General features: G+C 53.6%; 27 protein-coding genes. 4 read left to right on the top strand and 23 right to left on the bottom strand.

The genetic code is table 11. The features are described 5' to 3' along the window. Positions 1 to 148: 148 nt before the first annotated feature. The 16 genes from M1D70_RS08500 to M1D70_RS08425 all read right to left on the bottom strand — a co-directional run bounded on the left by M1D70_RS08500 (position 149) and on the right by M1D70_RS08425 (position 13,501). Entirely contained in the window at positions 149 to 919 is a 771-nt protein-coding gene (locus tag M1D70_RS08500; protein ID WP_009589238.1) for a class I SAM-dependent DNA methyltransferase, read from the bottom strand. A 41-nt stretch (positions 920 to 960) separates the two neighbouring features. Beyond that, on the bottom strand, positions 961 to 1,863 hold the full coding sequence (locus M1D70_RS08495) for a CvfB family protein (protein ID WP_456289634.1): 903 nt from the start codon (positions 1,861 to 1,863) through the stop codon (positions 961 to 963). Beyond that, positions 1,860 to 2,207 (bottom strand): ribosome silencing factor, encoded by a 348-nt coding sequence (gene rsfS / locus M1D70_RS08490; RefSeq protein ID WP_009592160.1) that lies wholly within the window; start codon positions 2,205 to 2,207, stop codon positions 1,860 to 1,862. Before rsfS ends, M1D70_RS08495 begins: the two co-directional genes overlap by 4 nt. Beyond that, positions 2,204 to 2,782, bottom strand: coding sequence for a bis(5'-nucleosyl)-tetraphosphatase (symmetrical) YqeK (gene yqeK, locus M1D70_RS08485; RefSeq protein WP_009592200.1), 579 nt, complete (start codon positions 2,780 to 2,782; stop codon positions 2,204 to 2,206). The genes rsfS and yqeK overlap by 4 nt, the downstream gene beginning before the upstream one ends. Beyond that, a complete protein-coding gene (nadD, locus tag M1D70_RS08480; RefSeq protein WP_456289633.1) occupies positions 2,766 to 3,356 on the bottom strand; it encodes a nicotinate-nucleotide adenylyltransferase in 591 nt (196 codons plus the stop codon). The genes yqeK and nadD overlap by 17 nt, the downstream gene beginning before the upstream one ends. A gap of 64 nt (positions 3,357 to 3,420) precedes the next feature. Beyond that, a complete protein-coding gene (gene yhbY / locus M1D70_RS08475; protein ID WP_009592173.1) occupies positions 3,421 to 3,711 on the bottom strand; it encodes a ribosome assembly RNA-binding protein YhbY in 291 nt (96 codons plus the stop codon). 100 nt (positions 3,712 to 3,811) lie between these two features. Then, positions 3,812 to 4,678: a shikimate dehydrogenase gene (locus M1D70_RS08470; protein WP_456289632.1), complete on the bottom strand. Its 867-nt coding sequence runs from the start codon at positions 4,676 to 4,678 to the stop codon at positions 3,812 to 3,814. 53 nt (positions 4,679 to 4,731) lie between these two features. Then, a complete protein-coding gene (gene yqeH / locus M1D70_RS08465; protein WP_456289631.1) occupies positions 4,732 to 5,859 on the bottom strand; it encodes a ribosome biogenesis GTPase YqeH in 1,128 nt (375 codons plus the stop codon). Continuing rightward, on the bottom strand, positions 5,856 to 6,386 hold the full coding sequence (locus M1D70_RS08460; protein WP_009592142.1) for a YqeG family HAD IIIA-type phosphatase: 531 nt from the start codon (positions 6,384 to 6,386) through the stop codon (positions 5,856 to 5,858). The genes yqeH and M1D70_RS08460 overlap by 4 nt, the downstream gene beginning before the upstream one ends. A 235-nt stretch (positions 6,387 to 6,621) precedes the next feature. Then, the gene (locus M1D70_RS08455; RefSeq protein ID WP_456289630.1) at positions 6,622 to 8,862 is read right to left on the bottom strand and encodes a DUF4129 domain-containing transglutaminase family protein; all 2,241 of its coding nucleotides are present in this window, start codon (positions 8,860 to 8,862) and stop codon (positions 6,622 to 6,624) included. Then, the gene (locus M1D70_RS08450) at positions 8,859 to 10,106 is read right to left on the bottom strand and encodes a DUF58 domain-containing protein (protein WP_009592159.1); all 1,248 of its coding nucleotides are present in this window, start codon (positions 10,104 to 10,106) and stop codon (positions 8,859 to 8,861) included. The genes M1D70_RS08455 and M1D70_RS08450 overlap by 4 nt, the downstream gene beginning before the upstream one ends. Before the next feature lie 2 nt (positions 10,107 to 10,108). Further along, a complete protein-coding gene (locus tag M1D70_RS08445) occupies positions 10,109 to 11,065 on the bottom strand; it encodes an AAA family ATPase (RefSeq protein WP_009592163.1) in 957 nt (318 codons plus the stop codon). Positions 11,066 to 11,243: 178 nt separating this feature from the next. Then, positions 11,244 to 11,594 (bottom strand): stage V sporulation protein AE, encoded by a 351-nt coding sequence (gene spoVAE, locus M1D70_RS08440; protein WP_015734153.1) that lies wholly within the window; start codon positions 11,592 to 11,594, stop codon positions 11,244 to 11,246. Positions 11,595 to 11,598: 4 nt separating this feature from the next. After that, a complete protein-coding gene (spoVAD, locus tag M1D70_RS08435) occupies positions 11,599 to 12,612 on the bottom strand; it encodes a stage V sporulation protein AD (RefSeq protein ID WP_009592199.1) in 1,014 nt (337 codons plus the stop codon). A gap of 7 nt (positions 12,613 to 12,619) precedes the next feature. Continuing rightward, positions 12,620 to 13,108 (bottom strand): stage V sporulation protein AC, encoded by a 489-nt coding sequence (gene spoVAC / locus M1D70_RS08430; protein ID WP_015734151.1) that lies wholly within the window; start codon positions 13,106 to 13,108, stop codon positions 12,620 to 12,622. A 243-nt stretch (positions 13,109 to 13,351) separates the two neighbouring features. Further along, positions 13,352 to 13,501 carry a hypothetical protein gene (locus M1D70_RS08425; RefSeq protein ID WP_456289628.1) on the bottom strand — a complete coding sequence of 50 codons (150 nt, stop codon included), beginning with the start codon at positions 13,499 to 13,501 and terminating at the stop codon, positions 13,352 to 13,354. A 162-nt stretch (positions 13,502 to 13,663) separates the two neighbouring features. Here M1D70_RS08425 and M1D70_RS08420 point away from each other — a divergent pair, with 162 nt between their 5' ends. Next, a complete protein-coding gene (locus M1D70_RS08420) occupies positions 13,664 to 14,737 on the top strand; it encodes a M42 family metallopeptidase (protein WP_456289626.1) in 1,074 nt (357 codons plus the stop codon). A gap of 73 nt (positions 14,738 to 14,810) precedes the next feature. On the opposite strand, the gene M1D70_RS08415 is transcribed toward M1D70_RS08420, so the two are convergent. The 7 genes from M1D70_RS08415 to M1D70_RS08385 form a co-directional block, all read right to left on the bottom strand. Then, a complete protein-coding gene (locus tag M1D70_RS08415) occupies positions 14,811 to 16,214 on the bottom strand; it encodes an MFS transporter (RefSeq protein ID WP_456289625.1) in 1,404 nt (467 codons plus the stop codon). 100 nt (positions 16,215 to 16,314) lie between these two features. Continuing rightward, the gene (locus tag M1D70_RS08410) at positions 16,315 to 16,959 is read right to left on the bottom strand and encodes a cysteine hydrolase family protein (RefSeq protein ID WP_456289624.1); all 645 of its coding nucleotides are present in this window, start codon (positions 16,957 to 16,959) and stop codon (positions 16,315 to 16,317) included. A gap of 47 nt (positions 16,960 to 17,006) precedes the next feature. Next, positions 17,007 to 18,050, bottom strand: coding sequence for an ABC transporter substrate-binding protein (locus M1D70_RS08405; protein WP_036666116.1), 1,044 nt, complete (start codon positions 18,048 to 18,050; stop codon positions 17,007 to 17,009). A 53-nt stretch (positions 18,051 to 18,103) separates the two neighbouring features. After that, a complete protein-coding gene (locus tag M1D70_RS08400; protein WP_456289622.1) occupies positions 18,104 to 18,985 on the bottom strand; it encodes an ABC transporter permease in 882 nt (293 codons plus the stop codon). Between the two features lie 27 nt (positions 18,986 to 19,012). Continuing rightward, on the bottom strand, positions 19,013 to 19,792 hold the full coding sequence (locus tag M1D70_RS08395) for an ABC transporter ATP-binding protein (RefSeq protein WP_009592193.1): 780 nt from the start codon (positions 19,790 to 19,792) through the stop codon (positions 19,013 to 19,015). 150 nt (positions 19,793 to 19,942) lie between these two features. Continuing rightward, complete coding sequence (locus tag M1D70_RS08390) at positions 19,943 to 20,317, bottom strand: DUF2294 domain-containing protein (RefSeq protein ID WP_009592183.1); 375 nt, start codon at positions 20,315 to 20,317, stop codon at positions 19,943 to 19,945. A gap of 288 nt (positions 20,318 to 20,605) precedes the next feature. Next, positions 20,606 to 21,571, bottom strand: a complete 966-nt coding sequence (locus M1D70_RS08385) for an acetylxylan esterase (protein WP_456289620.1) — start codon at positions 21,569 to 21,571, stop codon at positions 20,606 to 20,608. 301 nt (positions 21,572 to 21,872) lie between these two features. On the opposite strand from M1D70_RS08385, the gene M1D70_RS08380 reads away from it, so the two are divergent. The 3 genes from M1D70_RS08380 (at position 21,873) to M1D70_RS08370 (ending at position 23,565) form a co-directional block, all read left to right on the top strand. After that, a complete protein-coding gene (locus tag M1D70_RS08380; protein WP_456290407.1) occupies positions 21,873 to 22,709 on the top strand; it encodes a sugar phosphate isomerase/epimerase family protein in 837 nt (278 codons plus the stop codon). A gap of 101 nt (positions 22,710 to 22,810) precedes the next feature. Beyond that, entirely contained in the window at positions 22,811 to 23,089 is a 279-nt protein-coding gene (locus M1D70_RS08375; RefSeq protein ID WP_456289619.1) for a hypothetical protein, read from the top strand. 203 nt (positions 23,090 to 23,292) lie between these two features. Next, complete coding sequence (locus M1D70_RS08370) at positions 23,293 to 23,565, top strand: hypothetical protein (RefSeq protein WP_456289618.1); 273 nt, start codon at positions 23,293 to 23,295, stop codon at positions 23,563 to 23,565. Positions 23,566 to 23,692: the final 127 nt, after the last annotated feature.

The raw sequence follows: 23,692 nt of genomic DNA, 5'->3' as shown, positions 1-23,692 counted from the left end.
CTTGAGAACAGACCGCGATGAGCCGTCGCATCCGCAGCGATTTTTGAAAAATTCCGGACTCGAAGTATAGGCACTCTTATATAACCAAAAAGGCACCTCCTCCGTCCTGAATAGACGAAGAAGCGTGCCTTCTCCTAAGGGTATTCGTTTATTTTACGGCAACGTAGAACAGCCTGGATGCATCCTGACCCGCTTCCGTCCACTCAAAATCGGCATAGCATTTCACGTCCCGGAATCCGGCCTTGATCAGCTCAACCTTCATCCATTCCGGGTCATATCCCCGCTGGACATGCGTTTCTTCAAAGCGGCGGTAGATCGTTCGGTCTTGGTCATCCCGTGCAAAAATGGAGAGGTGATGTTCAATCTCCATCCGGCGTTCATCCAGGTCGCATGTCCATATATAGGACACTTCCCGTTCATCCAGAACAAATGGCTGCTCTTCGTCGTATCGCAGCAGCGTATTGGGGTGATGCACGTCAAACAGGAACGTGCCGCCTTCCTTGAGACCGTTGTAGGTCCTTGCAAAAGCGGAGCGGATGTCCTTCTCCTCCAGCAGGTAGTTCACACAATCACAAAATGAAATGACGGAATCCACCTGCTCGGGCAGCTCCCAGGAACGCATATCCTGCTGCACCCAGCGAACGCTCCCTTCACGGAACAAGCGATGTCCCTGAGGCGTGCCCTCCAGCTTGCGTCTGGCAACCGACAGCATATCCGCTGACAGGTCAATCCCCGTTACTTCAAAACCGGAGTTGACGAGCGGTATGGTGATGCTGCCTGTCCCGCATCCGAGCTCGACGACGCTTTTTGGCATTCCGTGCTTCTCCCAGGCGGTTCTCGCAAAGCGGATCCAGTCCGGGTACGGCATGTCTTCCATGAGTTGATCATATACGTAAGCAAACTTGCGGTAAGACAACATGATGACACCACTTTCTTAGAAGCTTCCCCTGCGTTGCCGGGTTATTCGTTTGAACCGGAGTTCTCCTCTTTTTTGACCATATACGTCCAGCTGTCCTTCTGCGTAACCAGCCCGTCCTTCATCAGCTTGCCAAGGGCGCGTTTAAAGGCGGATTTGCTGATGCCGAAACGCTGCTTGATGATGTCGGGCGGCGTTTCATCCGAATACGGCATCGCATGGCCGGGACGCTCCTGCAGAAAAGCAAGCAGCCGGTCTGCATCATCCGTCCGTCCGATCTCTTTTTGCGGTACCATGGACAGGTTGACCCTGCCATCCTCCCGAATATGGCTGACCCGAACCTTTACCTCTTCGCCAAGACGCAGCATACGCGTCCGTTCCGAGGAATGGATCATGCCGATCGCGCCGAAGCCGACCACGCCGCCGTCGATGATGACAAACGTGCCCATCTGGAGCGGTTTATACACCAGGGCAGTGAACCATTGGCCCCTCCACGAATCCGGCGCATGGAACGCAAGCGGAGCAAGCTCTTGTTCTCCGGCGAGTTTCGCTCGCAGCCGGCCTTGCTTATCATGCTCCATGATCACAAACACGTGGTCTCCCACTTGCGGGTGAAGCTCCCGCAGCTCCGGCAATTCCCGGATCGGAAGCAACAGCTGCCTGCCAAGTCCCATCTCGAGGAAACAGCCGAGGCGCGGATGGACGTCGGCCACTTCAAGCTTCGCCGTTTCGCCCAGTGTTAGGTACGGCTTCTTCATCGTTGCGGCCAGGCGGTCTTCCGTATCGAAGAATATAAAGACCTCTATCGTATCCCCCGGCTCGATCTTACCCGTAAGCTCCGAATAGTGAAGAAGCACATCCCGATCTCCGCCATCCAGAAAATAACCGTAAGGGGACACTTCCCTGGATACAACGAGTTTCGTTAATGTGCCGGCAATCAGACTCATACGTTCTCCACCACTTTGGCATCCGACCACAGACGCTCGATGTTGTAGTATTCCCGCTCATCGCGGTGGAAAATATGAACGATCACGTCGCCAAGGTCCATCAGCACCCAACGGGCAGCGTCCATTCCTTCCAGTCCGCGCAATGCCACGCCCTCGTCATGAGCCCGTTTGCGGACCTCGGTTGCGATCGCTTGAACCTGGGTATCCGAGTTACCGTGGCAAATGACAAAATAGTCGGCGATCAGGGAAATCCCTCTGAGATCCAGGACCACGATATCCATCGCTTTTTTATCTTCAGCGGCAGCTACGGCCACATTTAACAATTCATTCGGTTTCAACGTCATGAATTCGCCTCCAATTGCTTAATTAGATCGTTGCGGGCTAGCACCGTCAACGGAAAAATGATTTGTCTGCGCGAGAGCAGATATCCAATCGTCGAATCAAAACCGGCTGCAAGCGCCTCTTCAAGGCTATGGTTGGCCAGTTCGCGAATATTATTCACGCCGGGGAAATCCCGCCCCGGTTCCATATAATCCGCCAGGCAGACCACCTTGTCAAGGAGCGTCATGCCGATGCGCCCCGACGTATGGTACCGGATGGCGTCAAGCACTTCGGCATCCGTTACGCCATATTCGTGCTCCGCTACGAATGCCCCGACTTCAGCATGCCAAAGCTGTTTGTCGTAATGGAGCAGCTCGTCGGAGAGCTTATGCTCCACCATCATCTGATGAAGCTTTTGCACGGGCCAGTATTTGGCCACGTCATGCAGGATGGCGGCCAATTCGGCCTTAACCGGGTCGGCTCCGAACCTGCCGGCAAGGATGACCGCGGTTTCCATGACGCCTTTGGTGTGCTCCCAGCGCTTGGCCGGCATCTGGGAGGATACGGCTTCTATGAGTTCATCACGGCTGTAATCCATAAATACCGCTCCTAACAATATAATCGTATACTCGGTCCGGCACCATATAACGGATGGACGAACCTGATGCCGCTCGGCTCCGAATGATGGTGGAGGAGATTTCGATCAGCGGCATCTCAGCCGTGACAACCGCCTTTTGCAGAAAATCAGGCAGATCATCCACCGATAGTTTGGTTCCGGGACGGTTAAGCCCGATAAAAGTCAGCATTTCCGCCAGTTCGCCGATCCGGTTCCACTTGGGAAGATACGCAACCATATCCGCACCGATAATGAAGTAGAAGTCATGCTCGGGGTACGCATCGCGCAGCTCTCTGACCGTATCTACCGTGTAGGAGACGCCGCCGCGTTTCACTTCCCAATCCAACGTACGAAACGACGGATGGTCGGCTACGGCTTCAGCGGTCATCTCCAGCCTCATCAGGCCCGTTACGCCGGCATCTTCCTTGTGCGGCGGGATGTGGCTTGGCATAAACCACACCTCTTCCAGATCGTAAGCGTCCCGCGCGCATTCCGCTGCGAGCATATGCCCGATATGAATGGGATCGAAGGTTCCGCCCATTATCCCTACCTTCATCCGGGTTCACCTCCCCTAATAAGAGAGTTATTAATATCCGCTAAGTTGGAGCCGTCCGGCTCCCTTACGGCAGCTCGATGGTTTTGTGGTCTTTCGATTCTTTATAAAGCACGATCGTCTTGCCGATAACCTGCACCAGCTCGGCTCCGGCTCCTTCAGCAAGCTCCTGGGCGATTTCGCGCGGGTCTTCAAGACAGTTGTTGAGCACGGATACCTTCATGAGTTCCCGCTTCTCGATCGCCTCGGAGATATGACGGATCAGATGCTCGTTGCTGCCTCCCTTGCCTACCTGGAACAGCGGATCCAGATGATGGGCGAGCGAGCGTAAATGTCGTTTTTGCTTTCCTGTTAACATGCTTGGTCATTACTCCTTAAACATTCAATTATTAAAACCTGGCGCTTGTCGAAAGCTATATTGTAGCTTTTGCATAAGCATTAATCAATAAACAAAGATATTAAGCCTCGGATTGGAAGCTGGTCAGAACGGCTTCCTTCATGGCCTGCACGGGTGCCGTCAGACCCGTCCAATATTCGAATGCATAGGCGCCTTGATTAATGAACATTCCAAGCCCGCCGTGTATGGTGCATCGCCGAAGCTCCCCTTGCCGCAGCAGCTCGGTCTTCAACGGATTGTAGATCAAATCGCTGACAATGATCCCTTCGCGTATGGACTCCGGCGGAATGGGAAGCTCCGAAATCCGGGGAAACATGCCCACAGAGGTCGTGTTAATGATTACATCGGCATCCGACAACGCCTCTCCGGCATCTTCCTCTCCGTACCCTCTCAAGTCCGCAAGCGAGCTCCACTCCTCGGCAAGCGCCAATGCTTTGGCGGACGTCCGATTTACAATGGATATCTTCTCGGGCCCTTCGCCGATGAGGGCATAGATGATGCCTCTTGCGGCGCCGCCCGCACCGATGACAACGATGCGCTTTCCCTTCAGGTCGGGACAGGCTTCATCCTTTAATGAACGAACATATCCGATGCCGTCCGTATTGTAACCCGTCAATTTGCCGTTGTCATTGACGATGGTGTTCACGGCACCGATGCGCTGTGCCCCTTCATCGACGACGTCCAAATACTTCATGACTTCCACCTTGTGCGGGATCGTTACGTTCACCCCTCGAAATCCCAGTGCTTTGACGGCCTGAATGGCGTCGCCCAGGCCCTGCGGACGAATATGAAGGGGGACGTACGCTCCTGACAAACCCAGGGCGTTAATCGCCGCATCATGCATGGCCGGCGATTTCGAGTGGCCGATGGGATCCCCCATTACGCCAAGGAGCAAATAATCACGCTCGTTCATTGGATTCACTTTCATTTCTCCTCTGCCTCTCCCATGATAGCCGGACGGTTACCATGGGGATATATCACTTATATCAGGGATGGACGCGACAGGACTTTGATTCCTTTAGGTACATGAATCGCTACAAGCGCTCCATGCTCACCGTTGATCTTGATCCAGCCGATTCCCGAGATAAACACGTCTTGACGCGCACCTTTAGGAATACGGATTTCGTGTCTCGTCCATTCCGGAAGCTCTTCAAGCCGTTCCTTGGTCGGCGGGGACAGCAGCTCCCCGGCATGCTCCGCAAATAGCGAATCCGCCCGTTCCAGCTTGGTCCGATGAATGCCGAGCCGGCCGCTGATGAAACAAGTAAAGGATTGATGCTCCCCTTGCAGAAAATCAAAGCGGGCGAAACCGCCGAAGAAGAGGGTCTGCCCTTCGTTCAGCTGGTATACCATCGGCTTCAGCGGATTCTCCGGCATGACCGTCCCCAGATCCTCACGGCTCACGAGTTCGCTGTAGCGCCATGGGTACACAATGCCCGGCGTATCAATAATATACCGGCCGTCATCCAGCGGAATATTGACCATATCGAGCGTCGTTCCGGGATAACGGGAAACGGTCAGCTCCTGGTCCAGATCGCTGTAGTCGCGGATCAGGCGATTGATCAAGCTGGATTTCCCCACGTTCGTGGCGCCGACCACGTAGACGTCCCGGTCGCCCCTGTAATGCGCAACCGTCTCCAGCAGCCGCTCAAAGCCTTGGTTCTTCTTCGCGCTGCAGAGCACGATCTCTTCCGTTCTCAGGCCATGCTCCTTGCACTGCTTCTGCACCCAATTCAGAACCTTGTTCCAATTGGTCACCTTCGGCAGAAGATCGGTTTTGTTAACCGCCAGAATCACCGGATTGTTGCCGACAAACCGCTGCAGCCCTGAAATCAGGCTTCCTTCAAAATCGAAAAGATCCACGATGTGAATGACCAGCGCATTCTTGCCGCCGATCTGTCCGAGCAGCCGTAAAAATTCATCCTGGTCTACGGCGACCGAAGAAGCCTCGTTGTAATTCTTGATACGGAAACAGCGCTGGCAAATCACCGGGTCGCGGTCCCAAGCCTTCTCCGGCAAATAGCCCGGCTTGTCCTGTGCAGCGCTCTGAAGCTGTATGCCGCAGCCGCTGCACTTCTTGATGTCATCTCCGCCTGTAGGCAACGTCATGATTTCGGTTCCTCCTCCATCCATAATCCTTTTTTGCGCAAACGGGTCAAGGCGATGCGTTCCACCCGACGATTGACAAGGCGGGTAAACCATCCTTCATCGTTGATGGCGATTGGCATAACCAGAACCGTATACAAGCCGAGCCGATTCCCGCCGTATACGTCGGTCAGCATCTGGTCGCCGACAACAACCGTTTTCTCCGGAGTAAGCTCCATCATTTTCATCGCTTTGCGAAACGGAGTATTGCTTGGCTTGCGGGCTTCATGCACATACTGGATGTCCAGCGGCGTCGCGAATTTAGATACGCGCTCGAGCTGATTATTCGAGACGATGATGAGCTGGAAACCGATCTCCTTCACTCTTTTGAACCAAACGACCAATTCCGGCGTGGCCAGCGGCGCCTTGGCCCCAACAAGGGTATTGTCCAAATCGGTAATGATTCCACGATACCCCTGCTCATATAATTCCTCCAGGTTAATATCAAAAACCGTGTTGACACGGAGCTTTGGAATTAACATTTCAAACAAATTCGTCACCTCAATTTCATACGAAAAACTATACCATATTCCGGTTCCTTAGTAAAAATAATCACGGCCGGTGCCTTCCTTCTTTCCGGATTGCAATCTTTACCAGCAAAAGACCACCCGGCAGCCGTCGAAGCGGACCGGGCGGTCTTGAAATGACCGATATCAGAACGTATTCATATCAAGCTATCCTGATATCGCAAGAACAACCACTGATGACGCGGTCTGTCTTCTTGGATTACGTTGATAGACGTTTGTCCGGCACAACGCGGACCTTCTTGACGGACTTCTTCAGCTTCTCGGCATCATGTTGGACCGAGCGCCACTGCTCTTCCTTCACTTCCGCAGGGCTGTAACGGGCAGCCTCGAACTGCTGCAGCAGCGGCCTCAGCTCTGCTTCCAGCTCAGGATGTGCATGTGCCCAGCGGCGAACCGATTCACGGAGGGTTTCATGTTCCTGCCTTACCAATCCCTTGCGCTGCACGGAACGGATCCAGCGTTCCGTCTCGGCAATCACCTTATCCGCTGCCGTCAGCGGCTTGCCTGCCCGAATCCGTGCCCCGGCGAAGCGCAGGCTGATGCGCATTCTCCACAAGATATACAGAATCCACAGCCCGATGACAACCACCGCTGCCGTTACTATGACTTTAACCCATCCGGATGATGGATTATCAGAAGTTTGGGCAGGAGTTACCTCGTCCTCGGCCTTCTCTTCCTCTTCGACTTCCTCCTCGATGACGGGCTCAGCCTCGGCGTCGGCCGTTAGAATCGGCATGCTGAATCCCGGAGTCGCTTCGATCGGAACCCAGCCGTACTCGCCGAAGTATACTTCAACCCAGGAATGAGCGTCGGCGTTCGTGACGGTATAGTTATCAGGCTCGATCGAGGTTTGGCCGTCGACCGGAACGTATTCCGAAGCCGTCATCCTGCCGGGGGCGTAACCCTTGACCCAGCGTGCAGGAATATCCAGCGACCGAGTCATCATCACCATGGACGTGGAGAAGTAATCGCAATACCCTTCCATGATTTCAAACAAAAAGGCATCTACGAAATCGTCGCTCTTTTTGAGCGTAAGGTCAGGGGTGTTGGTATAGGTATAGTTGCTCGTTAAATATTGTTGCAAAAGCATGACCTTCTCATACGGCGTGTTACCGTCCGCCGTAATTTCTTCGGCCAGATCCGATACGCGGTCCGGGAAATTTCTCGGCATCTGGACATACGCTTCGTCGAACGAGCCGGAGTACAGCTCATCATACGTTCTGGCGCTCAGCTCATCGATCGGGATGACGGGAACTTCGGACGTTATGGTATAACTCTTCGGATAGTCCGCATCGCGAACGTCGTCCAGATGCATCTCCGCGCCTTCGTTCACCCAGCTGAGACGGTCCGGATCGATGTCCTCATCCAGGCTATCCAGCTGACGAACGCTGTAAGCCCCGAACAATACCGGATACACCGTGTCGCTCAGCATCGTTACCGATTGTTCCAGCTTTTTGGTAGGTACGGATGTGCCGGCTTCCTCCGGCAAGGGGTCACCGATGTCGACTCCCGTCCCGGATCGACGGCTGCTGGCTCCGTCAGCCCAGCCCGTGCCCGAGTATACGGCTCTGGTTTCGCCGCGCCAATAGCTGCGTTCTTCCGAGGTGATCGACATCACCGGCGAATAATCAAAATTAAAACCGCCGCCAAGATCGTTATCCTCTCTTCCGTAACCGGACATGCTTTCGGACGCCGACTCGATAAGGGTTCCGGTCCCCGATGTGCCGACGCCGGATAACGGCACCCCGTTCCACTCTCTCCAGGCCGTATAAGGATCGGTCAGCGTCGGCTTCACGTGGGGCATGTTCACGCCGGCCACGATAATCAATGAAAAAATGACCAGAATATTGGCAATAATCTTAAACGGATACTTCGATAGATTGACCCATCCTTGAGGAAAGCGTCTACGGAACCGGTTGAAATGGCTGGATACGAGCCAGCCCATTCCGGCCCCGACAACCCAAGCAATCTCATCCCACAGCACGATTTTCGTGAAGGAATCCAAAATGGCAAAACTGATGACGTGGATCCCGACTACCAGAAGCACGCGTCCCTTGGTTTTGGCCCAGCGGGCAAGAAAGAGGAACATGGCCCAAGCAGCGATAGCAAACCATAAATAAGGAAAGAGATACAGGAGTTCCTCGGTCAGGAAACCTTCCGCTCCGAAGACAGGAACCGGATTGCCGGAAGTTTTCAGCAAACTGTATACGCAATACAGGATCAATAGAAACTGGAGCACCACTCGGTAACCCCGCTTGATCGGCAGCAGCGCTTCGGTAACCGCCGTAATGGTTAAAGCCGCGATAACGATCGCGGTCGTTTCCGACAGCCATATCGTTTCCGTGAAGGATACCCACTGCATCCCCATAATCCAGATCCACAGCATCGTTAACGTGCTGAAGAAGGTCGTCGATAGTTTGTCCAGCCATAACTTCATCATGCACCACCTCCCAGCGCAGCCGGAAGCTCGTCGAGGGAAGCAACCGAATAACTTGAGATCCCCCGGGATTGCAGGAGCGAAATCGATTCATCGCGTTTTGTCGTTTCATTGGAAGGAGCGATTTGCAAGAAGCAAGGGTTCATCCCCCTGGTCTCCACCCAGCGCATGATCTCTGAAGCCTCTTTGCCGCTCATCGGGCTGATCAGCAGGAACAAGGCTCCTTTTGGGAAATGGCGATAGGATTTCTCAAGGGACGCAATCAGCTTGCTCTTCCGGTTATAATCCACGTCAACCAGATGCTGAATCATGCGCATCCGTTCCCCGGCGTGATCGGCCGGAGCGAACATCTGGGCTTCCTGGGCAGCCGTGAACAGCCCCGTCCCCGCATGCTCCTTGGCCCCGTATTCGATCAGCGAAGCGGCTGCCGATACGGCAAGCTCGAATTGCTGGGCATTGTCGTATCCGTCGGCGGCGCAATCCAGAACGATCATCGTTCGGGGGAAGGACTCATGCTCGAATTCCTTCGATTTCCAAGAGCCGGTCTTCGCCGTTGCATTCCAGTGAATCCGGGAGATCCGGTCTCCATATACATAATCGCGGACGCCGTTAATCTGCGTGGTTTCCCGCCTTGAAGCCGACACCGTGGTTTGCGTCCCGCCCAATCTGGAGTTCCGTATGTTCCGCTGCCACTTCGGTATATAAATGGTTCTCGGCAGAACGCGGAAATCCGTTTGAACCTCGATGCGTCCCTTATGCTCCATCAATCCGAAGATATCTTCGCTTATGCATTCCGTCTTGGAAAAAACATATCGCCCGCGTTCGAGCGGAGGAGTCTGGAATACAAGCTTGCCTGCCCCCCGGAGGTTCGGAATGACGCTGTCTTCAAAGGACCAGGAGTCGCCGTTATGCCTCTGCAGCACTTCACGCACGATCATATAGGGCATCGGCAGCAACCCCGGGACATGGACCTCGAGCTTAACGCGCACCTGCTCGCCGGCATGAAGCTGTTCTCCACCGCGCTCCGTTCCCCCAAGGACGACCCGGTGCGCTTTGACGCGATTGACCCCGCCAAAACCCGCGCCGATCAGATAGACCGTCAGAAGGCTGACCATGGAGAAGAGCATGAGCGAGGTTTTCCCTCCCTGGAATAGAACATACAAAAGACACAGGCACCATACCGCCAATACCGCTGCCAGTCTGGACGGCTGCATGCCATTCAAAAATAACGAAACCGCGCGGCGCATGCCTATCTCCCCATCTGAACAGGCACTTTAACCTGACGGAGTATAAACTCAAGCACCGACTCCGGACTCGCATTGTCGAGCCTGGCTTCCGGACGCAGCATGATCCGGTGCGAAAGTACGTAGGGAGCAAGCGTCTTCACGTCATCTGGCAGAACGTAATCCCGCTCTTGCAGGAAGGCATAGGCTTTAACCGCATTCATGAAGGACAGGGTGGCCCGTGGACTTGCGCCCAGCATGACGGAAGGGTGCTCACGGGTCGAGCGGGTGATATTCAGCAGGTAATCGGCAACGGGCTCACCGATGAATACCTCGCGAATCTCGCGCTGAATGGATGAAATCTTATCCATATGCGTCACGGGCTGAAGCTTGTCCGACAGTTGCCCGTCGCGCGAACGGTACATCAGCTGCTTCTCCGTGGCGGCATCAGGGTAACCCAGGCTCAGCTTCAGCATGAACCGGTCCAGCTGCGCTTCCGGAAGCATATAGGTGCCTTCAAAATCAATCGGGTTCTGGGTCGCGCACAGCATGAAAGGATGCGGGAGTTCGTGGGTAGCCCCGTCCACCGTTACGCTGCGCTCCTCCATCACTTCCAGCAGGGCCGACTGCGTTTTGGTTGTGGCCCGGTTGATTTCGTCCGCCAGCAAAATATTGGTCATGACCGGACCTGGCCGGAAGTAAAACATTTCATCTCGAGGGTGGAATACGGAAACGCCTGTTATATCACTCGGGAGGATATCCGGGTTGCATTGAATGCGGCGGTAATCCCCCTGCATGGATTTCGCTAGAGCTTTGATCAGTTGGGTCTTTCCCGTGCCGGGCACATCTTCGATCAGTACATGTCCGCCAGCGAGCAGCGCCGTAAGGAGCAATTGGATCTCAAATTCTTTGCCTAGCAGGCACGACTCCAGATTGGTTCGTACCGAGGTAATGATTTTCATGGATTCTTGGCTTACGGGCATGTATGACTAACCTCCTGTAAGGGAATAAATACTTAATTTATTACTATTGTACATGATCGAAGTCCCGGAGTACATTCGTAGAGATATTTTGGTTGTTCTCCTTCTTACAGGCCCTTTAGACAGAAAAAAAAGACCCCGGCATAAAGCCGAGATCTTTTGCTTCTGGATGTTCAAGATGTTATCCCTTCGGGCGAACGAACAGCGCTGCCAGGAAGGAGAAAATGATCGCCGAGGATATCCCCGCGCTGGTTACTTCGAATATCCCCGTCACGACCCCGATCCAGCCGTCCCTCCCCAGCTCCGTCAACGCACCGTGCACAAGCGAGTTGCCAAAGCTCGTGATCGGCACGGAGGCTCCCGCTCCCGCGAATTTCACCAGCGGCTCGTATAATCCGAAGCCGTCCGCGATGGCCCCTGCAACCACCAGCGTACTCATCGTATGCGCCGGCGTCAGTTTAATAACGTCCATCATGATTTGCCCAATGACGCAAATCAATCCGCCAATAATAAACGCCCATAAAAACTGCATCATGTTATCCTCCCATCTCTAAGGCTACGGCGTGAGCGATACACGGAATGCTCTCACCCTGCTGGTAAGAAAGGGGCGACAGCAAGGCGCCGGTAGCAACGACCAGCACTTTTTTCAATTCGCCTTTGCGCATCCGTTTCAAAATATGGCCGTAGGTGACAACCGCCGAGCAGCCGCAGCCGCTGCCCCCTGCGTTGACGTATTTCTGTTTTTCCATGTCGTAGATCATTAAGCCGCAATCGGCAAATACCGTGCCGTCCATGATGACATCATTCTGCTGTAGGAGGTCCTTCGCAATGGGAAGCCCGACCGAGGCCAGGTCGCCCGTGACGATCAGATCATAATCCTTTGCCTGCCGGCCCGTGTCCTTAAAGTGCTTCGTGATCGTGTCGGCCGCCGCCGGAGCCATCGCCGCCCCCATGTTGAACGGATCCTTGATGCCCAGATCGACCACCTTGCCGATGGTGGCATACGTCACGGCAGGTCCGTCTCCCTTGTCCGAAACGACGGAGCAGCCTGCTCCCGTGATCGTATATTGCGCATAAGGCGGTTTCTGCGATCCGTATTCCGTCGGATACCGGAACTGCTTCTCGACGGTACAGTTATGGCTGGCCGTACCAGCCATGACATACTGGGCTCCGCCCGAATCGACGAGCATGGAGGCGACCGCAAGGCTCTCCATCGATGTCGAGCAAGCACCGAACACGCCGATATACGGCACGCCCATCTGTCTGGCGGCAAACGAACTGCTGATGATCTGGTTCATCAAATCCCCGCCCACGAAAAACTGCAGCTGGTCTTCCTTGATGCCCGCCTTTTCGACGGCTTTTCTCGACGCGTCCTCCAGCAGCTTCCGTTCTGCCTTTTCCCATGTTTTTTCGTTGATCTCGATATTGTCGTAGACATAGTCGAAATCGTTAGCCAGCGGACCTTCCCCTTCTTCAGGCCCAACGATCGTTCCCGTGCCGATGATGACGGGTTTGTTCTCGAACTGCCATGTTTGACCGATCACCTTCATGATCGCGTTACCTCCCCTCGATGCCGAAAATAGCGTAAATGATACCGATAATGAACGCAGCCACGGTACCAAATACGATCACGGAGCCCGCCAGCTTAAACATGCTGGCTCCGACCCCGAGGACCAATCCCTCTGCACGATGTTCAAGCGCAGCGGAACACATGGAGTTGGCAAACCCCGTGACCGGCACGGCGCTGCCCGCTCCGGCCCATTGCGCGATTTTGTCATATACGCCGAAGCTCGTCAGAATGACGGAGAGGATGATCAATACGGCGACCGTAGGATTGCTCGCTTCGGTGGTGCTCATATCGAATACGGACATAAAAAAACGCTGAATGCATTGGCCGATCAAACAGATGAGGCCTCCCACCAAAAAAGCGCGCAAGCAATTTTTAAGCACGGCGCGGGGAGGCTCATGCTTTTTGGCAATCGTCTGATATTCCGCCGAGCTCATTGTGGTGATATCAGACTTAGGCTTTTGGTTGGAGCCTGACATTTCAATACACCTCCGCAATTGGTTAAGTATGGAATCCCTTGAACAAACGCTGAAAAGCCGCTATGGATATCACTCACATATCATTATGCTTTGAATGATCTCCCTTTATGTTTGGAAAATCATCCTTCTCGCCTGCATCATGGCTTGTCCGGTCATAGTGACGTCAACGCGAAAATCAGCTTCCAGGAGCATCCTGAAAGCTGAAATTCAAACTCGCTGACTTGATTCGTTTGGAGCCGGGCGTTATACAAGAATGTATTTCAATAAAATGACGAGTAGGATGAACAAGACCATAATGAGCAGAAGTTCTCGGACTTCGGCATGATAGTCGTATCCATCAATCCCATGGCGGTTCATATACTGCCCCTTCCCGCTGACAACAAACATCCACATGTTTTTCTATATCGTATTCCCGTCCAGGATAGGGGGTGCTTGTTCCAGTTACATTTATATAATGCAGCCTGACGAAGCCGCTTTGTAGACTTTTCGGATATATGGGGGCATACTAGAAAAGGAAAAACTCTTACATACCTTTTCTAAAGGAGCGATTTCGTCATGAATGAATCAACACTGGAATTATTCCGCACATTAACGGAATTCCCTGCTGCACCGGGCTTTGAGAGGGAACTCCGTTCTTGGGTGAAGGATGCCCTCTCTCCATATACAGATGAGTTCGTGCAGGATCGGCTGGGCAGTTTGTTCGCCGTCCTTCGCGGTAACGATGAAGGTCCGAAAGTCATGGTGGCCGGGCACATGGATGAAGTCGGCTTCATGGTAACCGGCATTACCGAAGCGGGCATGGTTCGTTTCCAGCCGCTCGGCGGCTGGTGGAGCCAAGCCGTGCTTGCCCAGCGCCTGCAGATCATCACGGACAACGGCCCGGTCGTCGGGGTTGTCGGCTCCATTCCTACGCATCTGCTGGATGAAGCGCAGCGAAGCAAACCGGTCGACATCAAAACGATGTATATCGATATCGGCGCCGACAACAAGGCCGAAGCGGAGTCGTTCGGCATTCGTCCCGGCCTGCAAGTCGTTCCGGTCTGCGAATTCACGCCGCTCGCCAATCCGAAAAAAATCATGGCCAAGGCATGGGATAACCGCTACGGCGTAGGCCTTGCCATCGAGCTGGTCCAGGCGCTCCATGGCGAGAAGCTTCCCAACACGGTATACGCCGGTGCGACCGTGCAGGAAGAGCTGGGCCTTCGCGGAGCCCGTACTTCGGCAAACCTGATTCAGCCGGATATTTTCTTCGGTCTGGACGCCAGCGCAGCGAACGACATGATGGGCGACAAGAGCCAGTTCGGCCAATTGGGTCAAGGCGCGCTGCTTCGCATCTTCGATCCGACGATGCTGACCCATCGCGGCATGGTCGAGTACGTTCAGGATACGGCAGAGACAAACAAAATCAAATACCAATACTTTGTGTCGCCGGGCGGCACGGACGCTGGCCAAGTGCATTTAAGCGGCATCGGCGTTCCGTCCACCATCATCGGCATTTGCTCCCGATACATCCACACCTCTTCGTCCATCATCCATACGGACGACTACGAGGCAGCCAAAGAGCTTCTGATCAAGCTCGTGAAAGGCTTGGACCGCACGACGCTCCAGACGATACTGGACCGCGCATAAGCCAAACGGGAATGGAAAAGGGTATCCTGCAGGTCTTGAACAGACTGCGGGATACCCTTTTTTCTTTCTGCCTTTACGAAGATAACGTCTCCTTATGCCTGGCGAAGCGAAACGATATGAGCATCGTGACATAAACGATGACAACCAGGGCCGTATTCAGCACAAATATCATGCGAAATCCGATAAGCCCCCCTGCCGCTTGACCCGGAAGCGCGAGCATGGCACCTCCCGCCGCCGTGCCAAACATCATCCCCAGATTTCGCGACAGCGCCAAAATGCTGCTGATCAGTCCGAGGTCTGTTTTGGACGTCCTGCCCATCACCAGGGAATTGTTCGGCGGCGTGATCAAGCCCATGGAACCGCCGAGCAGGACGATAAGCAGGATCAGGAAGAAGATCGGATACGCAGGCGATACAAAGCCCAGCACGATTAGCGCCGCCGTCATGGCCAGCAAGCCGGCAGACAATAACGGGAATGTCCCCAGCTTGTCCGACAAGCTTCCGCTTAAGGGAGAGAATATGATCAGCGACAACGGGTACCCCATCATGATCAGCCCTGCCGTCGCAGGTTCGATGCCCAGCTCGCTGAGCAAAAACACCGGCAGTACAAGCTGCGCGGAGAAAGCGGCCATATAGGTGATGATGGTAATGAGGATCCCGACGCTAACGCCTGCATCCCGAAACAGATCCAGCTTCATAAACGGAAGATGGTCCTTACCTTTTCGCTCCCAGCGCGAAGACAGGCACCACCCGATGAATGCGATGGCTCCGGCTCCGAACATCATGAACAGCAGTGTAACCTGCCAGGAGCCCCATCCCCACTGAGCCCCCAAATTCACGGCCGTGACCAGTCCGGTCAAGGATATCGCAAAAAAGGCAGCCCCGGGCACGTCCAGCCGGCTCACGCCTTGATCCGGCTCGTCCTTCGGAATGAAACGCTGCGCGAATATCCATGCAACCAGCGAGATCGCTGTTAGCAGCCAAAAGTTGCTCCGCCACGAAAACCATTGAATCAATATGCCGCCAAGGCTCGGACCGATCATGGAGCCCGCAGCCACGAAGGTGCTGATTAAACCCAGCGCTTTGCCGCGCTGTTCCTTCGGAAACACGGAGATGATGAGTGCCATATTCGTGGCTTGATACATGGCCGCTCCGATGCCTTGAAGAATGCGGGAAGATATCAGCCCGTTTAATGAAGGAGACAATGCGCAGCATAGCGCACCGGCCATAAACACGAAATAGCCGATATTGTGGATCCTCCGCCTGCCCAGCATGTCCCCAAGCTTACCCATGACCGGGAGCAGGATGGAGATGACGAGCAAATATGCGGTCACGATCCACTGTGCCCCGGGGATGGCGGAATCGAATGTTCTTGCGATATCTACAAGCGCGATGTTGAACATGCCGGCCGACAGATTGGACAGAAATGCCCCTAAACATATGGTGTATTGGACGATCATCCTTGATTTGCTGTTCATGCAGGACTCACCCGCTTTATTCATGAATTTCGGTGCCGCTCAGAGAAAAAGCCCCCCATGCGGAGAGCTCCACCCTGCTTGAACCTGCGTACCTTGCAAGCTAACCGATGGCCGGCTGCGCCGGTTCCTCGGCTTTTTTATCCATCCAAATATCGATAAGCCGCGCCACCTCACTAACTTTCCCGAAATAACCCTCGATATTCTCGAGTGTCATGTCATGGGCCGTTTGCGAATACGACGCGCAGGCATCCGACGCAAGCACGATATGATAATCCAGCATGAAGCCGTCCCGGGCCGTCGATTCCACGCACACATTGGTGCTGACCCCCGTCATGATCAAGGTCTCGATCTTCAGCGTCTTTAATACCGAATCCAGCCTAGTATTCACAAATGCGCTGTACCGGTGTTTATTGACAATGATATCGTCCGCCTCGGGCGTGATCTCGTAAAATTCCGCTCCCCAGCTTCCCCTCCGGCACACATGAGCCGAGCGTCCGGAGGACCTGGTCGCCCAAGCCTCGGAATCCGTCGCTCTCTCATGCAGCGTTTGGATGAAGATAATCGGCACATTCAGCTCTCTGGCGGAATGAAGCAGCTTATGCAGCTGCGGCATCATCTCCGCCACCCCGCTAACATCGCAGCCTGCTCTAGGCAATGCCCCCTCCGGATGGCAATAATCGTTCTGCACATCCACCACGATCACCGCCGCTTTGCTTTCCAGCATCAGTCGATTCAAAGATTTCATCGTGACACTCTCCCCTTCAAGCCCGTATATTTGGAATCTTCTTACGCTTACTTCTTGGATTGGTTCACAAACTGCATATCCACCAGGGCATCATAGGTATAATCCCCTTTAAAAATTCCGGTCTCTATCATGACATCCATATCATGCTTCAAAGCTTCTTCCGAAATCATCCCGTCCAAGCTCCACAGATTGTCCGCATAGGCACGGTCAAGCGCAGCTTGTATCGCATCCTCGGATAATGTGGGGAATTCGGCTTTCAGATTCTTCTTGGCCAGCTCCTTATCCGACTGGACGACTTCAAGCGCTTCGATGATGGCATCGGTAAAGCTTTGCACGGCTTCCGGATCCTTCTCGATGGTAGACTTCTTCACACTGAGTACCGAATACGAGAAATCCCCGAGATCATGAAATTTGTAAAACGGCTCCTCCCACACGTTCTTCGAAATTCCGTCGCTGATTTGCGGTTCGGCTCCATTGGCGATATCGGCTGCGCCCTGTTGAACCATCGTCACCACCGTGGAGCCGTCGGCCGGCTCCAGCAGCTGCACATCCTTTTCCGGATCGAGCCCCAGCTGAATCAGAAGATAGCGGGTTAAGAGATTCGGTGTCCCTCCATGGCGGCCGGCGTTAATCTTTTTCCCTTGCAAAAATGCCTTCAGGTCTTCGGGGGAATCGCTTGCAGGCGCGGTGCCTTTCTTAGCCATTAAATACACGTTCGCCCGATTGACGACATTGACGACCGAGATGATCGGGTCGGAATTGTTGTTGTTGGCCAAGGCATTGGACTCCGTCCCGCCGATAACGCCCCAGGCATCACCGCTGACCACGGCGGTTACGTGCGCTCCCCCTGCCGCTTGGATAACCTCGACGTCCAGCCCTCTTTTCTCGAAATAGCCCTCGCGCTGTGCGACGTACAGGGGAAGATAGCCCGTGGAGTGGAGCGGCTCGGCGATCACGATTTTCTTGAGCTTCCCGTCGCCGGAAGCGGAGACGGTGCTGCCGTCGCTTTTCTCGTTGCCGCAGGCGCCAAGCAGGGCGGTGACCATGACCAGTGCGAACAGCAGTGAACGTTTCCTCATTTTTTTGTTCATATGAATTCCCCTTTTTAATAGAAATAGTTCGTTTTTGGTGGATGTGTCTAGTGCTATTGCTTGGTCAAGCCCTTGGATAACCACTTCTCCAGGACGACGACGCCCCAGTACATCACCATGGACAGCAGCGACAGGACGACGACGCCCACCCACACGAGGTTGATATCCAATATCGTTCCTGCATACATAATCATCCGGCCGACGCCCTGGCTTGAGGCGATGAACTCGCCCACGATGGCACCTGCCAGCGCAAGGGCGATATTGATCCGTAAACTGCTGATGATCCAGGGCATGGACCACGGTACAACGACCTTGGTAAAGACCTGATGCCGCTTGGCGCCCAGGGAGTACATCAGCTTTTCCATATCCGGGTCCACGCTCTTCACGCCGCTGTATGCCGACAGGGCCGACACGACAACCGTCATGGAGAACGCCAGAGCCACCTTCGAGAAGAATCCGATTCCGAGCAGAATGACGAGTACGGGCGCTAAGGCGAGTTTGGGCAATGCATTCAGTATGATTAGGTATGGCTCGCTGATCCCTGCATACGATTTCGACCACCAGAATGATAGTCCGAGCAGTGCACCGAGGAAGGTGCCGAACACAAACCCGAGTATGGTTGAGCCGGACGTGTACGTAATATCCCTTAACAAGGTCCCCTCGGTGATTTGGGTCCAGGTTGTGCGAAGGATCGCGCTGGGGCTGCTCCAATAATAGGAGTCCAGCAGGCCGATTCGCGTGAACACTTCCCATACCAGAAAAACAAGCACGGCTACAGCGGCCCTTCCCCAAACGATCCGCCGGCTCCTGCGGCGCTCCAGTCCCTCTTCATCCAATATGTACGGCACTACCTCCGGCCGTTTGGACGAACCCGCGGCAGAATCCGAGGGTGTCACGGCATGTACGATAAAAGCCTCTTTGCGTGCAGTTTCCATCAGGCTCACTCTCCTTTCGTTCTCGCTTTACGATATTTGCTCTTCCTCATGCCCAGCCGACAGCAGGTCCATGAGATGATGCTTCAACTCCATGAATGCCGGCGACGTCATGTCTTCCGTTTTGCGCGGACGCTCCATCGTCACGGTGATTTTGGACTTGATCCGGCCGGGCCTGGACGAGAACACGTAGATGTCATCCGACAGGTAAATCGCTTCATCAATGTCGTGGGTGACAAACAGCACCGTTTTGCCAAAGTCCTCCCAGATCTGCAGCAGCCAGTTCTGCATGGTCAACCGGGTCTGTGCATCAAGCGCACCGAACGGCTCGTCCAGCAAAATGATGTCCCTGTCGTAGAGCAGCGTCCGCAGCAGCGCGGCACGCTGTTTCATCCCTCCCGAGAGTTCCTTCGGATAATGCTTGTCAAAGCCCTTCAGACCGTATTTTTCCATCAAGGGCAGCGCCCTCTCCACGGCTTCCTTGTAGGGAACTCCCCGAACCTCCATGCCCAGAATGATGTTATCGAGGATGGTGCGCCATGGCAGAAGCATGTCCTTTTGCAGCATATAGCCCACATAACCAGTCGTACCGACGATATCCTTTCCGTCCGCCATCACTTTGCCCGTGGAAGGAGGCATCAGGCCGGCGATAATGTTGAACAGGGTGGATTTGCCGCAACCGCTGGGACCGATTATGCTGACAAAACGCCCCTCCTCGATCGCCAGACTCGTCTCCCGCATGGCCGGAATCTCTTCCCCGTTTCTGCGAAACCATTTGCTGACGCCCGAAATTTCGATTTTGTGAGTCATGGCCCTTCCTCCTCTTCTTTGAGTTTCATGTTCTTTTCAGTAACAACACACATTTATTTTCAAAAGCGGATGTAACAAAAAATCGCCAGTCCAGCCCCAAGCCGCACACCAACGTGTACCTTGGTACCAAACTGACGATCGGCCCGCTCTCTACCCGAGTTCCGGCATGTCGTTCAGATATGTTTCTATCTCCTTCTCCAAGAATACGATGGTACCGGAAAACTCGGTCTCTGCATCATAATCTTTAAGAATGGAGATGATTTTAAACGGAAACTTCTCTTCCAGGCTGGTTTTAATCTCCTGCTTGAACACCTGGAATAAAAGGTGGTCCAACTGCCGGGTAGAGAGGGGGTAATTCTCATCCAGCAGTTTTAGGACGGGGACTCTACTATTCCTCGACACAATGATGATTTTGTTGCCAACGAAATCGACTTTTTGCTGCTTTACACCCACGTTAAATATTTTCTTATTTATCGCGTTGTAAACCCTCAAAAGATCCTGTTTGAGTTCGCCTGCTGTCATCATGGCTCAACATCCCTTTGTGTAAATTATTATTACATTGACCGGGGTAGGTATAGGGTGTTTATCGAGTTCGTTGTGTCCTTGGGTTTAATTATAGGCAAACGCAGAGAATTGTCAATACATTTACGTTAAAAAAGTTAACAAAACTATATTATATGTTAATTTATATAACATATATATAACACTAAAATCTGTGTTATACCGTTCGTGCGCAATCTCTTTTCACACCTTTACACTTGCTTGACCGGAACAAAAGCCCCATCTTCCCATCTTCACGTCCCGTTCATTTGTCTATCTCCGGTTAAATACCCGTTCCAGGAACAAGACACCCTCCCGCTTCTGGTACTCACTGACTTCATGGCCGGAGAACGGATAATCCCTGATTTCTTTTGCCGCCTCAATCCGGTTGTAAGCCGCATAGATAGTCTCGGGCATGCAAACCGTATCCTTCCATCCGACGGACACCATGATCGGGGCCTGGATTCTCGGCGCGAGATTCAGCATGTCAAAATGCGCGAGATGTGCCAAAATCTGATCCAGCTGCTCCGGGTACCGCTTTATGTATTGGGCGATTTCGTTCAGCGAGCTGACCGAATACAAAATGCCGTAATCCATCCTGCACATGTTGGGAATGTCGGCTACGATGGCCGCAACCTTGGGATTCAGCGCCCCTGCCAGCATCGACAGGCCGCCGCCCTGGCTCCCGCCCACCACGGCGATTTTTGCAGGGTCTACTCCCGGCTGCCGTGATGCCGCATCCACGGCTCTCACGGCATCCATGGCAATGGCCATGTAATAGGAGCGATGGATATCCGTAATCCCCTGCGACACCCAGCCTTTAACCACGCCGCTGTCCAGCGGCAGCAAATTCCCCGTCTCCCCGCCCTGACCCCTGACGTCAACGGCAAATACCGTATACCCCAGCATCAGCCAATGAGCATACCGTTCAGGAAATCCGCGGTCTCCGGTATAACCCGGGAAGGTTACGATACACGGCCTAGTCTCTGCTTTCGATGAATGATTAGCCGGCGCTATATACCAAGCGTTGATAGGAGTATCATCATATCCATGATAGGATACCCGAGATACCTCCATATGGGGATATGGCGTAATTTCCGGTTTACTAACCATGCGAAGCGGTCTGTCCCCATGCGACTTTAGCGCCCCCTCCCAAAAAACATTCAAAGCCTGCTCGTCGATCGTTGGTTCCGGACGCAAGTTGCCAAGCTCTTTCTTACGCTGCTCAATAGTATTCATTCTGTGTTAAATCTCCTTTTCGCGTGTAAAGTGAAAGTTCATCGACATGGTTATTTCGGCATAACGTGCTTCATCCCCTTCGAAACGGCAGGAATTCATGCCGGTTTATTACAAAATCCTCTCATAATAACGAATCAACTGCGGCCACCATCGTTATCTTTCTTCAAAAAATTAAAAAGCGATCATAGATTTATAGAGCCGAACATATCATAATAGAAACTATGAAATGCCAAACGGGTTGATATAAACAAGCACCCGCTTCTAGCAATACGACATCATATAGCGAATGGAGACGATGAATATGCTGCAAGGTTTAACAGGCGCAGGGCTCGGAAAACTTGAAAGCGATTTACAGTTTATCGAGCTTGCGGCCAAATATGAATTCCAATGCGTCGATATCGATGCCAAAGGTCTTGTGGACCGGCTTGGCGCGGAAGCGGCTGCCGAAATGCTGCAATCCCGCCAACTGGAAATCGGGGCGATCGGTCTCCCGGTGGAATGGAGAGGGTCGAACGAGCAGTTTCTAAGCGGACTCGAGAAGCTGCCGGCCGCCGCGGCCGCCGCCAAGGCGCTTGGCTGCACTCGCTGCTGTACATACATTCTTCCTTCCACGGACGCGCCTGCAGCCCATTTCATGGCGCTGGCCACTTCCAGGCTGCGGGCCTGCGCCAGCATTCTGGGAGCATACGGAATCCGATTGGGCCTGGAGTTCGTCGGTCCGCACCATCTGCGCACCCAATGGAAGAACCCGTTCATATGGACGGTACAAGAGACGTTGGATTGGATCGATGCCATCGGGGAGCCGAATGTCGGGCTGCTGTATGATGCCTATCACTGGTACACCAACGAGATGACAACCGACGATATCCGGCAGCTGCGCGCAGACCAGATTGTTCATGTCCACATCAACGATGCCAAGGACATTCCAATTCGGGACGTACTCGATAATGACCGCCTTTACCCGGGTGAGGGCGTGATTGATTTGCCAGGCTTCCTTCAGGCCCTGAACGATATCGGCTATAAGGGCCCGGTAACGCAAGAAATTTTGACGCCTTCCACACCGGCGGGTGCTCCAGAGGAGCTGGCTGCCAAATCGCGCCAAGCCTTCAACAGCGTATTCGGCGCTGCAGGTCTGTAATATTTAGTTTGCACTCGGTGCCACGCAGATATCGGAATGATTCCTCTAATACAGGGTACACTGAAAGGGTACGTTAAGTACCTTTTCGGGAGGTCTTTAGCATGAACGGGTTTGAGAAAGAAAAACGAGCGAAGTCTACGGATTTGTCTACCGTCGAGTCCCAACGGAACGATCTGGTGGCAGAGGAATTTCCCGAGGGGCCCTACGGTTCCGATCTTCGCAGCGATTCCCTCGGCAAGAGCACGCCTTGGCGCAAGGATCAGCGGCCTCCGAATCGGTTCGATTATGAGGATCGCCAGCTGCACATGGGCATCGAGCGGGAGTATCCCGGCGAAGACGAGAGCATGCAAGCAGATCCGGGACAAAAGAAACCTGAGTAGGAATTTATAACCAACCGTCATTCTTTGGACAAGACGGTTGGTTTTTGTCGTAACAAGGCTTGTATTCACCCGCACCGGAAGCATAATGGCCTATAAAAATACATAAAATGGCATGTAAAAAAACGCGGATCTAACACACGATCCCCAGGAAGAAACACCTTTGGCTGGGGTGTTAAAAGACATGAGGGAGCGGGGAGTATACCATGCACTTTATGAAAGAGAAGAATGAATTCGTGATTTATGTCGTCTCGTTATCCAACATCAAGCGCTACATGTCCATCGAATTTATCGGCGGTTCTTGCGGGTATATCATCGCTCAAAGAGCGCTTCAATCCGATCTGCTCGGCATGGTCGGCAGCATCATCGCCCCGATGGCGATCCGCCGCGTGCTGCAATGGCAGCAGCTCAAATCCGAGCGTCATGCGCACCTGGATCTGCGCTCACTCTTCAAGCAGAGCGCGCCGAACCCTACATAACACCTGCATCATGATAGTATTGACTGAGCACACCTAATTTCCGAAACCCCTAGCCGAACATCGTTTTTTCTAACCCGAAACAACTAAGATAAAGCCACTTCCATCATGTGGAAGTGGCTTTATCTTT

Source organism: Paenibacillus sp. AK002 (assembly GCF_053903045.1).
This window is presented reverse-complemented; position numbering and strand designations above follow the sequence as displayed.